The following is a 15,076-nucleotide window of genomic DNA, read 5'->3' as shown; positions in this document are numbered from 1 at the left end:
TCCCGCCAGATTGTTGCAGGGCAGGGACACTTTCATGACGCCTACCACCGAAGCAAAATACGATTTCACCAGTGCGGCCTTCTGGTTTTTCAAATGCGTGGGCCGCAATCCGGGCGGTGCCTTCTCCATCGCGCTCTGGCAGATCATCGCCTATGCGGTGATCATCGGCGCGCTGCTGGTGTTCGGCTTGCCAGCCATTCAGTCGATTCTTGAGCTGGTGGCGGCCAATGATGATCCGGACCCGGGTGAGGTTTTCGCCGCGGCGGGCACCTTGCTGGCCCTGTCCCCGGTCATCGTCATCGTATCGATTCTGGTGGCCCTGATGGCGCAAGGCGCATGGCTGCGCTTCATGACGCGTAACGAGGTGGCGGGCGGCATTCCCTTCCGCCTTGGCGCGGACGAGGGACGCCTGTTCCTGGTCAATCTGTGCCTCTGGGCGTTCGTGATCGCAGGCTATGTGGCCGCCATCCTGTTTTTCGGGATCGTTGTGGCCGTAACCGTTGGTATCAATTCTGCTGCCGACGGGGCCGTCTGGGCGGCGCTTCTCAACGGCTTGATCTGGTTTGTGGCAGTCGTGGGCTTCACGGTTGCGGCCATTATCATCTGTGTGCGTTTTGCGGCCGGACCGGCGCTGACCGTGCGCCAGAAGGGCTTCCGCCTGTTCCACTCCTTTGCCGCGACGAAGCGCATAGTGGGCTGGCTGGTGCTGACCTATTTCGTCCTGCTTCTGATTGCCCTTGTCGGCTCCATGATCCTCTCCATTGTCCAGCAGATCGCGGTGATGGGCGGCATGATGGGCGCGATGGCGCCCTACTGGGGCGACTTGATGGCCGGCAACGAGCCGGACCCTGAGCAGGTCCGCGAGATGATAACTGGCATCATCACCAGCCCGGCGGCGATTATAGCGCTGTGCGTCATGCTGCTCGCGCAGGTGATTTTCCAGATCGTGTTCGAGGGCCTCTGGCACGGCGTCGGCGCCTACACGGCGGTTCGCCATGATGGCGGTGACGGCCCGGCAGAGACCGATCTTTCCGCACCGGCGGAATCGGTCGGCACCGCGCCCTCTGAAGGATAAATCCATGACCGAGCAAGCTCTCGTGCCGCCGCCCTGGCAGGCGCTCTACGCCCCGTGGGCGCCCGCATCACGGCGGACATTCGGCTGGGCGACGCCGTTTATCCTGATTGCGACCTATTTCGTCTCCGCCATTCCCATGGTGATCCTCACCATAGTGGCGGTGGCCGGTGCGCCGGGCGGTCTGGAGGCGGCGGCCGAAGGCGATACGTCTGCGGCCCTGTCCGGCGATGTGATCCTGCCGGGCATATTGATGCAGTTTGCCCTGTGGGCCGCCCTCATCATCCTCTGGGTTAAGGCATTTGAACGGCGCGAGCTCGCCTCCATGGGCTTCACGTCCACCAGCTGGCTGGGCCGTTATCTGCGCGGGCTTTTTGTGGGCGTCGGCCTTGTCCTGCTGATGGGCGGAGTGATGGCCGCTCTGACCACATTCGCGCCCGGCGCGGTGCCCGAAAGCATGCGCGACATGGCGCCGCCGGAAAACGCCGACTGGGCGGTGCTGGCGGGCGGGGCTTTCATTGGCTTCGCGCTGCTGGCGCTTTTCACCTTCCTCATACAGGGCGGGGCAGAGGAAGTGATCTTCCGCGGTTGGCTGATGAGCACGCTGACGGCGCGCTGGGGTGCGGTGGCGGCCATTATCGCCTCCAGCGTCATTTTCGGCGCCTTCCACCTGCATGTGATGGTATCGGGCGTGGCCTACGGCCTGATGGCCGTGTTCGGCATCACCGCGACGGGGCTGTTCTTTGCGCTTTACGCCTACGCCGAGCGCGGCGTGTGGGGCGCAGCCGCCGCCCATGGCACGTTCAACGCGGCGGCTACGCTGATGCCGCTGGCCATCGGGCAGGCCGGCGAGCCGGACCGCACGCCGTCCGATCTCTTCGCCGAAGTGCTGGAGCGCGCCACCGGTATGGCGGGCGTGGAAGCCACCGAAGTCGGCCCGCACCTTCTGGTCCAGCCGGGCGTGTTCCTCACGCTCAGCCTCATCCTCTTCCTGCGTATGCGGGCGAGGAAAGGGTAGGGCGTCCATTGCGTAGAGCAGGTGGCAACAATACCGGGACCCCGGCCCCCGAGCCGGGGTCCATGACCAGTCCCGAGGTTTAAATTATGGATCCCGGGTCAAGCCCGGGAACCCGGTTGAGAAGCTGCCGGTGAAAGTGTCCGAACTCTGGCGCACTGTAATGCCTCCCCGGCAGGTGCCAGCACCTAACCCGCCTTCTTCAGCGCTTTCTGCCGCGCCATGTCGCGCTCCAGCACGGGCTTGAGATAACGCCCGGTCCAGCTCGCCTCCACGCCTGCCACGTGTTCTGGCGTGCCAGCGGCGACGATTTTGCCGCCGCCATCGCCGCCCTCCGGGCCGAGATCGATGATCCAGTCGGCGGTCTTGATGACATCGAGATTATGCTCGATCACGATCACCGAATTGCCCTGCTCGACCAGCTCGTGAAGCACTTCGAGCAGCTTCTTCACGTCCTCGAAGTGAAGCCCGGTGGTCGGCTCGTCGAGGATGTAGAGCGTGCGGCCCGTGGCGCGCTTTGAAAGCTCCTTGGAGAGCTTCACCCGCTGCGCCTCGCCGCCCGAAAGCTGTGTCGCGGGCTGGCCGACCTTCACATAGCCAAGCCCCACGCGTTTCAAGGTTTCCATCTTGTCGCGCACCGACGGGACGGCCTGGAAGAAATCGGCCGCTTCCTCCACCGTCATGTCCAGCACCTGCGCGATGGATTTGCCCTTGAAGGTCACTTCCAGCGTCTCGCGGTTGAAGCGCGCGCCATGGCACACATCGCAGGTAACATAGACATCGGGCAGGAAGTGCATCTCGATCTTCACTACGCCATCGCCCTGACACGCCTCGCAGCGCCCGCCTTTGACGTTGAAGGAGAAGCGGCCCGGCTTGTAGCCGCGCGTTTTTGATTCCGGCAGGCCGGCAAACCAGTCGCGGATCGGCGTGAAGGCGCCGGTATAGGTCGCGGGGTTGGAGCGCGGCGTGCGGCCAATGGGCGACTGGTCGATATCGATAATCTTGTCGAGCAGCTCCAGCCCCTCCACGGTCTCGTGCGGGGCAGGCACCGCGCTTGCCCCGTTGAGCTTGCGCGCAGCCGCCTTGTAGAGCGTTTCCAGCGTCAGGGTGGACTTGCCGCCGCCCGACACGCCGGTGACGCAGGTAAACACGCCCAGCGGAAACTCCGCCGTCACGTCTTTCAGATTGTTTCCGCTCGCGCCTGTTACTTTCAGCACGCGCTTCCTGTCGATCTTGCGCCGCTTTTCCGGCACCTCGATCATGCGCGTGCCGGAGAGGTATTGACCCGTCAGGCTTTTCGGATTGGCGCGGATGTCCTCCGGCTTGCCCTGCGCGACGACCTCGCCGCCATGCACGCCGGCCGCCGGTCCCAGATCGACAACATAATCGGCCGTCTCGATGGCTTCCTCGTCATGTTCCACCACGATCACGGTATTGCCGAGATCGCGCAGGCCACGCAAAGATTCCAGAAGGCGGGTATTGTCACGCTGGTGCAGGCCGATGGAGGGTTCATCGAGCACGTAGAGCACGCCGGTGAGGCCCGATCCGATCTGGCTGGCCAGGCGGATGCGCTGGCTCTCCCCGCCTGAGAGGGTGCCGGATGCACGGCTCAAGCTGAGATAATCCAGCCCCACATCGACCAGAAAGCGCAGCCGGTCGCGTATCTCTTTGAGGATACGCCGGGCGATCTCCTGTTCCTTGTCGGTCAGGCGCTCCTCGATATTGGAGAACCAGGCCAGCGCATCGCGGATCGAATGCTCACCCGCCTGCGAGATGTCATAGCCGCCGATTTTTACCGCCAACGCTTCCGGCTTCAGCCGCTTGCCATGGCAGGTCTCGCAAGGCTGGTTGGACTGGAAGCGGCCCAGCTCCTCACGCACCCAGGCGGAGTCCGTCTCGCGCCAGCGCCGTTCCAGATTGGGGATCACCCCTTCAAACGACTTGGTGGTGGAGAACTGGCGAAGCCCGTCCTCATAGGTAAACTTGATCTTGTCATTCGTGCCGTAGAGCACGGTCTGCTGGAACTTTTCCGGCAGGGTGCGCCAGGGCTTGTGCATGTTGGCGCCATAATGATCGGCGAGCGCCTGCAAGGTCTGCTGGTAGAGCTTGGACGTGGCCCGGCTCCACGGCGCGACCGCGCCGTCATAAAGGCTCTTTTCCCGGTCGGGGATGATCATCGCCTCGTCAAACTTCAGGCTGACGCCGAGGCCATCACAGGCCGGACACGCCCCGAACGGATTGTTGAACGAGAACAGGCGCGGCTCGATCTCCTCGATGGTGAAGCCGGTTTCCGGGCAGGCGAATTTTTCGGAGAAGATCAGGCGTTCCGGAGCGCCCTTGTCATCGGTCTTGTCGGCGAACTCGGCCATGGCGAGGCCGTCGGCGAGGCGCAGAGCGGTCTCCAGGCTATCGGCAAGGCGCTGTTCCAGTCCCTCGCGGATCGCCACCCGATCCACCACGACATCGATATCGTGCTTGAACTTCTTGTCGAGCTCGGGGGCTTCTTCCAGCGTGTAATAGGTGCCGTCCACCTTCACCCGCTGGAAGCCCTGCTTCACCAGCTCGGCAAATTCCTTGCGGTATTCGCCCTTGCGCCCGCGCACTATTGGAGCGAGCAGGTAGAGCCGCGTGCCGTCCTCCAGCGCCATCAGCCGGTCGACCATCTGGGAGACGGTCTGCGAGGTGATGGGCAGGCCCGTGGCGGGCGAGTAGGGGATGCCGACGCGCGCCCATAACAGGCGCATATAGTCATAGATCTCGGTAACCGTGCCGACCGTGGAGCGCGGGTTTTTCGACGTCGTCTTCTGCTCGATGGAAATCGCGGGAGAGAGACCTTCAATGGAGTCCACGTCCGGCTTGCTCATCAGCTCCAGGAACTGGCGCGCATAGGCCGAAAGGCTCTCCACATAGCGGCGCTGCCCTTCGGCATAGATCGTGTCGAACGCCAGCGAGGACTTGCCCGAACCGGAAAGCCCCGTGAACACGATCAGCTCGTCGCGCGGCAGGTCGACCGACACGTCTTTGAGATTATGCTCGCGCGCACCGCGCACCGATATGTGTTTCAAGGGGTCGGGCATGGGGCGAAAATCCATAAATCTGCGAAGGGCCGGCGGGGCGGTGCTGGCCGGTGGTTAGATAAGCCGCAAGACGGCTGGCCGCCACCTTGCCCGTCTCCTCATTACACCTTGCGGTGCGATTGCGTTCACCGCCCGCATGGACACCCCCGCCCTGATGGAGTGAGATGCCCGCGAAGATTCACTTGGCGACTCGCCCGTTGACGGGCGGAACAATATGTGAACATTTTAGAGAAAAGCGCAAGCACGGGGTTCGGATATGGCAGGCAGTGTCAACAAGGTCATTATTATCGGCAATCTGGGCGCGGACCCGGAAGTGAAGGCCATGCCGTCAGGTGACCGGATGGCGAAATTTCCCGTCGCGACATCGGAAACCTGGCGTGACCGCCAGACCGGCGAGCGCCGCGAGAAGACCGAGTGGCACAACGTGGTCATCTTCAACGAGAACCTGGCCAAGGTCGCCGAGAACTATCTCAAAAAAGGCGCCAAGGTTTACATTGAAGGCTCTCTGCAGACCCGCAAATGGCAGGACCAGAACGGGCAGGATCGCTACTCCACCGAAATCGTGCTGCAGAAATACCGCGGCGAATTGACCATGCTGGACGGCAAGGGCGATGGCGGCGGTTCGGGTGGCGGTGGCAATTATGGCCGCTCCGATGACCGTTCCTCTGGCGGCAATGACCGCCCGCGCGAAAGCTTCGCCTCCGATACGCTGGACGACGATATCCCGTTCTAGGGATAGCCGGGGCGCAGCCCATATCCGCTTTACAGGCCGTCGCGCTGCGCGCCATGGTGTTCCCGGGATTTTTATTGAGCGGGGACCACCATGAATCGCCAAAGCTACACAGCCGAACTCCTGACCATTGTCGGGTCATTGCCCGAGGCCAACCGGCCGGGCTTCATCTCCGCCTTTCAGGCCTCGGAGAAAAACCCGGTCCTGCTCTACGGTTTCAATGTCTGGCTGGGCTTTCTGGGCATTGACCGGTTTCTGGTCGGCGACATCCTCGCCGGCGTGCTCAAGCTCATCACGTTTGGCGGGTTCGGCCTGTGGGTGCTGATCGACTATTTCCTGATCGGCGGCCGGACACGCCAGAAGAATATCGAGTATGCGCGCCAGCTGCGCGATTCCTTCTCGAACCGGAGCAGCGCACCGGCTTCGGCACCGGCGCCCGCATCTTCCGAACCCCCGCCGCCTGCGGCGTCTTAGGAGCCGGTCACGGCCTGAAGACTTCCACCTTCGCGCTGGTATCCACCGCGCCGCGCTGGGCGGCTCCGCCAATGGTGTAGATCGCGCCATCCAGCGCGTGCGCGCCAAGGCCGTGGCGGGGCGTGGGCATGGTGCTGACCGCTTCCCAGGCGTCGGTTTCCGCACGCCACGCCCAGACCTCCTCATAGACGCCGCCGCCATCCTCGAACCATTCCCCGCCAAACACGTAGAGCGTGTCGCCCACGCTCGCCGCTGCCAGCCCGCCAGAGCCGCGCGGACCGCGTGATGGCTGGGGCAGGGGCGCGGCCATGGTCCAGCTATTGCTGGCCGGGTCGTAGACCTCGTGCACGGGCGTGTTGCCGCCAGAGACGGTGCGGCCTGCGACGACATGAATTAGCCCGTTCATCACGGCGGCTGCGGCTGAATTGCGCGCGCTGGGCGAGGGCGCCAGCGCCGTCCAGCTCCCCTCGGCCGGGTCCAGCACCAGGTGCGCCGTCACGTCTGACTGGTGGGTCCATTCCGAATTTTCTGCGCCGGACGGCCTGCGCCCGGTCAGCACGTGGATACGGCCATCCAGCGCCGCCGCGACGTTTTCAGACCACGGGCCGGGCAGGGCCGGGCCTTCGCGCCAGTCGTCATCCTCGCCGGGGCGCAGCGTCCACACGCGCGAGGTGTTGGACCAGGCGCCGCCATTTTCCGCCGTGTAGCCGCCAATCGCGTAAAGCGTGCCATCAAGGCCGACGCATTGCGGATGATGGGTGGGCACGGGCAAGCGCGGCATCTCGCGCCAGCTCCCATCGACGCCGGGGGTGAGCGCCAGCGCGCGGTCTGAAATATCCAGCGGACGCTCCGAGATCCCTGTAGCAAACCCGCCAATCACATAGAGCGTGCCGTCCAGCAGGGCCGGGTAGATTTCCTGCACCGGGAAAGGCAGGTCCGGCGCGTTGCTCCAGCGCGTCTCGTCCCTCCGCGCGAAACTCATACCGCTGGCCAGCGCGCCCGTGCCTGCTGCCAGTCCAAGCGTTGCCGCCCTGCGTGTGAGTTTCATAGCTACAGCCTCCCTTTGCCTTTCAACAGGCTAGCACCGGGGCGATGGCGGTTCCACAAAGACCCGGCGCCGGTCACGCTATCGTTAGGCGGTGTTCCCACCTTGCTCATCGCCTCTCCCTCGTCATTCCGGGGGAGCGCAGCGACACCCGGAACCCAGAGATAAGACTAGCGCTGGGTTCCAGATAGCGGCTGCGCCGCTTCTGGAATGACGACGTGAGGGGAAGCTGGAAAGGCACCCCCCAACAACACCTCATCGTTTGCCCCTGTGGCTGGGGCTTGGTACACCCTTTTCCAGCTTTGCCGGCACGTGATTCCGGCTGTCAGCACCCATTCTTCGCGAGGCGCCCTTGTGCCCGCCAGACTACAGGACAGATACGCTTGAGCGACACACCGAACGAGCCCGGCCCGGACGACATCGATATTGACGAATCCGGCGCTGGCGGGAACGGCATGAATGGCGGCGGAGCGGACGGTCAGGAACCGCCGCGTCCCGAAGGCGGCCCGATGATCGCCATCGAGGAAGAGATGCGCCGCTCCTATCTCGATTACGCGATGAGCGTGATCGTCAGCCGCGCCATCCCCGACGCGCGCGACGGCCTCAAACCCGTCCACCGGCGCATCCTCTGGTCCATGCACGAGCAGGGCTATACCCACGACAAGCAATACCGCAAATCGGCCCGCGTCGTCGGTGACGTGATCGGTAAATACCACCCGCACGGCGACCAGGCCGTCTATGACGCGCTGGCGCGCATGGCGCAGGACTTTTCGATGGGCCTCAAGCTCCTCGACGGCCAGGGCAATTTCGGTTCTGTCGACGGCGATCCGCCCGCCGCCATGCGTTACACCGAAATCCGCATGGACAAGCCGGCCGAGGCGCTGCTGGCCGATATCGACAAGGAAACGGTCGATTACCGCGAGAACTATGACGCCTCGGAAAAAGAGCCGATCGTCCTGCCGGCCCGCTTCCCGAACCTTCTGGTCAACGGGGCAGGCGGTATCGCGGTCGGCATGGCGACCAATATCCCGCCGCACAATCTGGGCGAGGTGGTAGACGCCACCGTGGCCCTGCTGGAAGACCCGGAACTGACCGATCTGGACCTGCTGGAATTCGTGCCCGCGCCGGACTTTCCAACCGGCGGCGAGATCATCGGGCGCACCGGCGCGCGCAACGGGCTTCTGACCGGGCGCGGCTCGGTGCTGGTGCGCGGCAAGACCACGATCGAGGAAATCCGCAAAGACCGTCAGGCGATCCTCATTCACGAGATTCCCTATCAGGTGAACAAGGCCTCGATGATCGAGAAGATCGCCGAGCTGGTGCGTGAGAAGCGCATTGAGGGCATTTCGGACCTGCGCGACGAGTCCGACCGGTCGGGCATGCGCGTCGTGGTGGAGCTGAAACGCGATGCCAATGCTGAAGTGATCCTGAACCAGCTTTACCGCTGGAGCCCGCTGCAGACCTCCTTCGGGGTCAACATGCTCGCCCTGATCGGCGGCAAGCCGCAACTGGCGGGACTGAAGACGTATCTGGAAACCTTCATCGCCTTCCGCAAGGAAGTGACGGCCCGGCGGGCCAAGTTCGATCTGAGAAAAGCGCGCGACCGAGCCCATATCCTGATCGGGCTTGGCATTGCGGTAGCCAATATCGATGAGGTGATCCGCCTGATCCGTGCCGCGCCCGATCCGGCAACGGCCCGCGAACAGCTAAAGGAACGCGCCTGGCCGGCCGCCGATATTGCCTCGCTGGTGGCGCTGGTGGCTGATCCGCGCTCGATCATTCTGGAAAACCAGACCATCCATCTGACCGATGAGCAGGCGCGCGCCATTCTGGAGCTGCGCCTGAACCGTCTGACCGCGCTCGGCCGTGACGAGATTTCGTCAGAGGCGGAGAAGCTCGCCGTCGAGATCGCCGATCTTCTCGATATCCTCAAAAGCCCGGTGCGTATCCGCGAGATCGTCAAGGCAGAGCTCCTGGACGCCAAGGAGCGCTTCGGTGTGCCGCGCCGCTCCGCGCTGGTCGAGGGTGATTTCGAAATCGAGGATGAAGATCTCATCCCCCGTGAGGAGATGGTCGTCACGCTGACCCATGGCGGCTATGTGAAGCGCACCCCGCTCTCGCTCTACCGGGCGCAGAACCGGGGCGGGCGCGGGCGCGCCGGCATGGCGATGAAGGACGAGGATTTCGTCTCCACGCTCTTTGTTGCTTCCACCCACGCGCCGCTATTGTTCTTTACCTCGGACGGCATGGTCTACAAGACCAAGACCTGGCGCCTGCCGCAGGGCGCGCCCAACACCAAGGGCAAATTCCTGACCAACCTGTTGCCGACGCTGAGCGAAGGCGCGCGCGTCACCTCCATCATGGCACTGCCCGAAGATGAGGCCGAATGGAGCCGGTTCGACGTGATGTTCGCCACCACGGCGGGCACCGTCCGGCGCAACAAGCTGTCGGACTTCGTGCAGGTGAACCGTAACGGCAAGATTGCCATGAAGCTGGAGGAGGCGGACGGCCAGATCCTGGATGTGCGCCTGTGCCATGAGGGGCAGGACGTGCTGCTCGCCACCGCCAACGGCAAGGCGATCCGCTTCCCGGTCACCGATGTGCGCGTGTTTGCCAGCCGCAACTCCACCGGCGTGCGGGGCATACGCATGGAGAAGGGCGATACGGCCATCTCCATGGCGATCCTCAATCATGTCGAGATCAGCCGGGCTGAAACCCGCGCCTACCTGAAACGCCGCCGCGCCGAAATGCGCAATGAGGGCGATGAGGACATCGATACGCCCGAGATCGAAGCCGATGAGGGCGACGAGGACGGCGAGGAAATCACCCTGTCTGAAGTGCGCTATATGGAGCTTCGCGCCCACGAGGAGATACTCCTCAACGTGGTGGAGTCCGGCATGGGCAAGCGCGTCATCTCCTATGAGTATTTCCCGCAGAGCCGGGGCGGGCAGGGCGTATGGACCAAGGACAAGCGCTTCCCGGAACCGCTGGCGGCCTGCTTCCTGATCGAGGAAGGCGATACGGTCATGGCTGTCACCGATGGTGGCCAGCTCATCCGCTTCCCGCTGCATTCGGTCCGCATTGCCAGCCGTGCCACCAAGGGCGTGCGCCTGATCCGTCTTGCCAATGACGAAAAGGTGGTGTCCGTTGCGCGCATCGCCAAGAACGAGGAAGCCGGAGACGGCGACGATACCGGCGAAGCCGGTACAGGGCCCGATACCGCGCCGTCTGGAGAAAGCTGATGAAAGAGCGCGTCGCCCTGTATCCTGGCACGTTCGATCCGCTGACGAACGGCCATATCGATATCGTGCGCCGCGCGGTAAAGCTTTACGACAAGCTGGTGATCGGCATTGCCCGCAATGAGGACAAGCGGCCGCTCTTCTCGCTTGATGAGCGCGTGGAAATGGCGCTGGACCTGACGCGTGAATACACTGGCGAGACGGTGATCGAGGTGCGGCCGTTTTCCGGCCTTCTCATGCATTTTGCCGAAGAGGTGGGCGCCGGCTCCATCATACGGGGCCTGCGCGCCGTCTCCGACTTCGAGTACGAGTTCCAGATGGTGGGCATGAACCAGCGCCTCAATCCTGACATCGAGACGGTGTTTCTTATGGCCGATCCGCGCCACCAGGCGATTGCCTCGCGGCTGGTCAAGGAAATCGCGCGGCTGGGCGGGGACATCACCGCCTTCGTGCCGCCTGCAATCAAATCGCGCGTGCTGGAGAGATTTGCCAAATGATCCGTATGACTTCCGCCCTGCTGACGGCGAGTGTCAGCGCTTTTGCGCTTGCTGCCACGGCCTGCGCCGACGCATCAACCGATACCGGCGGCGCGAATGCCGCCAGCACCACGCAGGAGGCCGATGGCGGCCGCTATGCGCGTGATGGCATCCCGGAAGGTCCCGATGCCGCGCGTCAGATCATTGCCAATGCACCCGAGGCGGCCTGGCGCACAGTCGATGCTGACAGGCTTCTGGTCATTGCCACGCGCAATGGCGATATCTGGGTGGAGCTGGCACCGGAATTTGCGCCCAACCATGTCGCGCGTATCCGCGAGCTGGTGGAAGAAGGCTTTTATGATGGCAAGGTCTGGCACCGCGTCATTGAGGGCTTCATGGCGCAGGGCGGCGGGGCGTCTGACAATCCCGGCCTTGCTACCGACAAGCCGCCCTTGCAGGCCGAGTTCCTCATTGGCCGGGGGCTGGATAGCGATATCCGGATCAGCGAGCTTCAGGACCGGGTCATCAACCCGCGCGAAGCCAGCACACGCGCCCGCGCGGGCTTCTGGAACGGTTTTCCTGCATCCACCATGCCGATCGCGCAGGCCGGCATAAGGGCGGACGGTCAGGTGGAATCCTGGCTTCTGCACTGCCGCGGCGCGGTGGCAGCGGCGCGCACCAGCGATCCGAATTCCGCGCGCAGCCAGTTTTACATCACCACCGGCAACCCGGCCCATCTGGAAGCGGTCTACACCGTATGGGGACGTGTCCGGGCCGGGCAGGAGGCCGTCGACGCCATCCGCGTCGGCACGATGGGCGAGACGATGGGCTTCCGCCCGGACTTCATCATGTCCATGCGCATGGCCAGCGAACTGCCCGAGAGCGAGCGTCTGACAATCGAGGTGTTCGATACCGGCACGCCCGATTTTGCTGTCTATCTTGAAGCCCTGCAGGCCGCCAATAATGGCCGCCTGCCTGATGTCTGCGACATCGAAATCCCTGTCCGCATAACGGAGTAAGAGTTTTGGCTGATACCCTGATCTTCACCCTCGACACCGGGGGTGACGTTAAAATCCGTTTCCGCCCCGACCTCGCCCCCAAGCACGTGGCGCGCATCACCGAGCTGGCGCAGAGCGGCTTTTACGATGGCATCACCTTTCACCGGGTGATTGACGGCTTCGTCGCACAAGGCGGGTGCCCCAAAGGCACTGGCACGGGCGGTTCGGGGCAGAAAATCCCGGCGGAGTTCAACTCCGAGCCGCATGTGCGCGGCACCATGTCCATGGCGCGCACCAATGATCCTGATTCCGCTGACAGCCAGTTCTTCATTTGCCTTGATGCCGTGCCCTATCTCGACAACAGCTACACCGTTTGGGGTGAGGTGATCGAGGGCATGGAATATGTCGACGCCCTGCCCAGGGGCGAACCGCCGCGCAACCCTGGCAAGATCGTGAAAGCGACGGTTCAGTAGTTATCTCACGGTGAAACCCCGGAACGTGCGAAGCGCGTATCCGGGGCCTCTGTCCGCTTCTCCTGCACAAGGTCCCGGCTCTGCCATGCAGGCCGGGATTTCACGCATTTGGACAGATCAAACTGACAGCCCTTGTCAGTTGCCGCTTTGGCGTAAGCCACCACACTCCTGATGTGAAATCTGGAGGAGGTGAGCTCATGTTCCGCACCGTGATTGCAGGCGCCGTTATCATGCTGGGCGCGGCCGGGGCTGAGGCGCAGTATTCCGGCGCCATGCTGCAGCCGGGAGAGGTTTTCACTGGCGAGATCAGCCGGCGCAACGCGCCGATGGATGACGGCATCTATGTCGACTGCCTCAATCTCGATACGCAGGCGGGCCAGAACTACACCGTGACGGTTCAGGCCGCCGAATTTGACGTCTTCATCATGTCCGGCGAGGGCGGGTGCGATGCCTCCGCTGGCGGCGCCGATTTCAGCTATGAGCGGCTGACCATCCCCGGCAATGGCGGACGCTGGGCGATCTTCGTGCAGAACGATGTCGCCAACGATTTCGGGCGCTACCAGCTGGCTGTGAGCGGGCCCGGTGGCGGTTCGACGGCGGTTGCGTCAGCCGGGCAGGGCGGGGCGCAAGCCTCCGCCAGCTCGCATGGCCGGGGCAGCCAGACTCATGCCGCCGCCTGGGCGGCGTTTCAGGCCGACAATTACAATGAGGCCCTTCCCCTGATGGAGCTGGCGGCAGGGTCTGGCGATCATGAATCCCAGTATGCCTTGGGTTATATGTACACATTCGGGCTGGGCACGCAGCGCAACTATCTTCAGGCGGCTCACTGGCTGACACGCGCTGCAGAGCAGGGCGACACCAATGCGCAGACCCTGCTGGTGCAGATCGCGCCTAATATTTCACAAGCCCTGTTCATCGATCATATCGACCGCTACGGGCCGGACACGTCCAGCTTTGCCATGTGGGCGGGCGATGTAGCCGAATACTGCACGCTGCGCGGACCCAACTGCACCCAGCTGCGCGCCGATCTGCGCCGGGCTGAACAGGCCAATAATCTGCGCGCGCAATCAGAGAACATGGCCCGTATCTGGAACCTGCATGGCGGCGGGCAGAGTCAGGAGCAGTTCTTCGCCCAGTCGCGCGCCCGCCTTGAATGCCTGCGCCGGGTGCGCCGGTCGATCCAGGCACAGAACTCCGGCCAGCAGGACTGGCGCTATGTGAATACGTGCTAGCAGGCCGGGTGCAGGCGGCCGATGTCCGCGCTCTTGGCGGGACGCGGATTTGCCGCTAGTCCGGCCCCCATGAAACTCTCAGACTTTGACTTCCACCTGCCCGAAGACCGCATTGCACTTCGGCCCGCCCGGCCGAGGGACAGCGCGCGCCTCTTGCATGTGGGCCAGGGCGGGGCGCTGGGCGATCACACCATGCTGGACCTGCCGGCGCTGTTGCAGCCCGGCGATCTTCTGGTGCTGAACAATACCAGCGTCATCCCGGCAGCCCTGACCGGGGAGCGGCCTGCGCGTGAGCAGGGCGGCGGAGGACCGGCCCGCATCGATCTTAACCTGCATACCCGTACCGGCGAGGACAGCTGGCGCGCCTTTGCCCGGCCCGCCAAGCGCCTGCGAGCGGGCGACACGATCCATTTCCCCGAAGGCCTGTCTGCCGTTGTCACGGAAAAGGCTGATGGCGGAGATATTGCCATGCAATTCAATGCGTCAGGGGCAGACCTTGATTTGGCGCTTGAAGCGGCCGGCAATCCGCCCCTGCCGCCCTATATCGCCTCGAAGCGGGCGGCAGACGCCGAGGACCGCGCCGACTACCAGACCCTGTTTTCCGATCCCGCCCGCAAGGGCTCGGTCGCTGCGCCGACGGCGGGCCTTCATTTCACCGAGCGGCTGTTTGCGGCGCTGGCGGCGCGTGGCGTCGCCACCACGCAGCTCACCCTTCATGTCGGCGCGGGCACCTTCCTGCCGGTTAAAACTGAAAACGTATCTGACCATCGCATGCATGCCGAATGGTATGAGATCGGCGGGGAGGCCGCCGCGGCGATCAATGCGGCCAGAGCCGAGCGCCGCCGCATCATCCCGGTGGGCACCACGGCGCTGCGGACGCTGGAGAGTGCGGCGGACAATGAGGGCCGGGTGAGAGCGGGCAGCGCCGAGACGGCCATCTTCATCACGCCGGGCTATCGGTTTCGCGTGACGGACGCGCTGCTGACCAATTTCCACCTGCCCAAGTCCACACTCTTCATGCTGGTCAGCGCGCTGGCGGGGCTGGATGTGATGCAGGGCGCCTATGCGCACGCGATTGCGCTAGGCTACCGCTTCTTCTCCTATGGCGATGCGTGCCTCATCGAGCGGGGGTGAGGGGCTGCTCCCTGCCCCCCCAACCGGGGTCCCGGTCCCCGAGCCGGCAACTGTTTCAGGCGGGTTTGTATGTCGTTTGATCTCTGAGCATGGCGTTGAGCCTGATGAGGA

Annotated in this window: 12 protein-coding genes; 10 read left to right on the top strand and 2 right to left on the bottom strand. The window is 63.9% G+C overall.

Features of this window, described 5'->3' with window-relative positions; genetic code table 11:
* The first annotated feature begins 34 nt into the window (after positions 1-34).
* Positions 35-1,075 carry a hypothetical protein gene (locus tag IEV75_RS08410; protein ID WP_188452125.1) on the top strand — a complete coding sequence of 347 codons (1,041 nt, stop codon included), beginning with the start codon at positions 35-37 and terminating at the stop codon, positions 1,073-1,075.
* A gap of 4 nt (positions 1,076-1,079) precedes the next feature.
* Complete coding sequence (locus IEV75_RS08405; RefSeq protein ID WP_188452124.1) at positions 1,080-2,090, top strand: CPBP family intramembrane glutamic endopeptidase; 1,011 nt, start codon at positions 1,080-1,082, stop codon at positions 2,088-2,090.
* A 185-nt stretch (positions 2,091-2,275) separates the two neighbouring features.
* Here the strand turns inward: IEV75_RS08405 and uvrA are convergent, their stop codons facing one another.
* The gene (gene uvrA / locus IEV75_RS08400; RefSeq protein WP_188452123.1) at positions 2,276-5,164 is read right to left on the bottom strand and encodes an excinuclease ABC subunit UvrA; all 2,889 of its coding nucleotides are present in this window, start codon (positions 5,162-5,164) and stop codon (positions 2,276-2,278) included.
* A gap of 256 nt (positions 5,165-5,420) precedes the next feature.
* Between uvrA and ssb the strand changes: the two genes are divergently transcribed.
* Positions 5,421-5,897: a single-stranded DNA-binding protein gene (ssb, locus tag IEV75_RS08395; protein ID WP_188452122.1), complete on the top strand. Its 477-nt coding sequence runs from the start codon at positions 5,421-5,423 to the stop codon at positions 5,895-5,897.
* A gap of 90 nt (positions 5,898-5,987) precedes the next feature.
* Positions 5,988-6,368: a TM2 domain-containing protein gene (locus IEV75_RS08390; protein ID WP_188452121.1), complete on the top strand. Its 381-nt coding sequence runs from the start codon at positions 5,988-5,990 to the stop codon at positions 6,366-6,368.
* Positions 6,369-6,375: 7 nt separating this feature from the next.
* Here IEV75_RS08390 and IEV75_RS08385 read toward each other — a convergent pair whose 3' ends face one another.
* Entirely contained in the window at positions 6,376-7,416 is a 1,041-nt protein-coding gene (locus IEV75_RS08385) for a Kelch repeat-containing protein (protein WP_188452120.1), read from the bottom strand.
* A 380-nt stretch (positions 7,417-7,796) separates the two neighbouring features.
* Here IEV75_RS08385 and gyrA point away from each other — a divergent pair, with 380 nt between their 5' ends.
* From gyrA to queA, 6 genes are all read left to right on the top strand, one after another.
* Complete coding sequence (gene gyrA / locus IEV75_RS08380; protein ID WP_233351808.1) at positions 7,797-10,655, top strand: DNA gyrase subunit A; 2,859 nt, start codon at positions 7,797-7,799, stop codon at positions 10,653-10,655.
* A complete protein-coding gene (gene coaD / locus IEV75_RS08375) occupies positions 10,655-11,149 on the top strand; it encodes a pantetheine-phosphate adenylyltransferase (protein WP_188452119.1) in 495 nt (164 codons plus the stop codon). The genes gyrA and coaD overlap by 1 nt, the downstream gene beginning before the upstream one ends.
* Positions 11,146-12,147, top strand: a complete 1,002-nt coding sequence (locus tag IEV75_RS08370; RefSeq protein ID WP_188452118.1) for a peptidylprolyl isomerase — start codon at positions 11,146-11,148, stop codon at positions 12,145-12,147. The genes coaD and IEV75_RS08370 overlap by 4 nt, the downstream gene beginning before the upstream one ends.
* 5 nt (positions 12,148-12,152) lie before the next feature.
* Positions 12,153-12,599: a peptidylprolyl isomerase gene (locus tag IEV75_RS08365; protein WP_188452117.1), complete on the top strand. Its 447-nt coding sequence runs from the start codon at positions 12,153-12,155 to the stop codon at positions 12,597-12,599.
* A 197-nt stretch (positions 12,600-12,796) separates the two neighbouring features.
* Positions 12,797-13,831 carry a tetratricopeptide repeat protein gene (locus tag IEV75_RS08360; RefSeq protein WP_188452116.1) on the top strand — a complete coding sequence of 345 codons (1,035 nt, stop codon included), beginning with the start codon at positions 12,797-12,799 and terminating at the stop codon, positions 13,829-13,831.
* Positions 13,832-13,900: 69 nt separating this feature from the next.
* The gene (gene queA / locus IEV75_RS08355) at positions 13,901-14,965 is read left to right on the top strand and encodes a tRNA preQ1(34) S-adenosylmethionine ribosyltransferase-isomerase QueA (RefSeq protein ID WP_188452288.1); all 1,065 of its coding nucleotides are present in this window, start codon (positions 13,901-13,903) and stop codon (positions 14,963-14,965) included.
* The last annotated feature ends 111 nt before the right edge of the window (positions 14,966-15,076 follow it).

Source organism: Glycocaulis albus, assembly GCF_014639075.1.
GTDB lineage: Bacteria > Pseudomonadota > Alphaproteobacteria > Caulobacterales > Maricaulaceae > Glycocaulis > Glycocaulis albus.
Note: the sequence above shows the minus strand (reverse complement) of the source record. Positions and strands in the feature narration are given on the sequence as shown.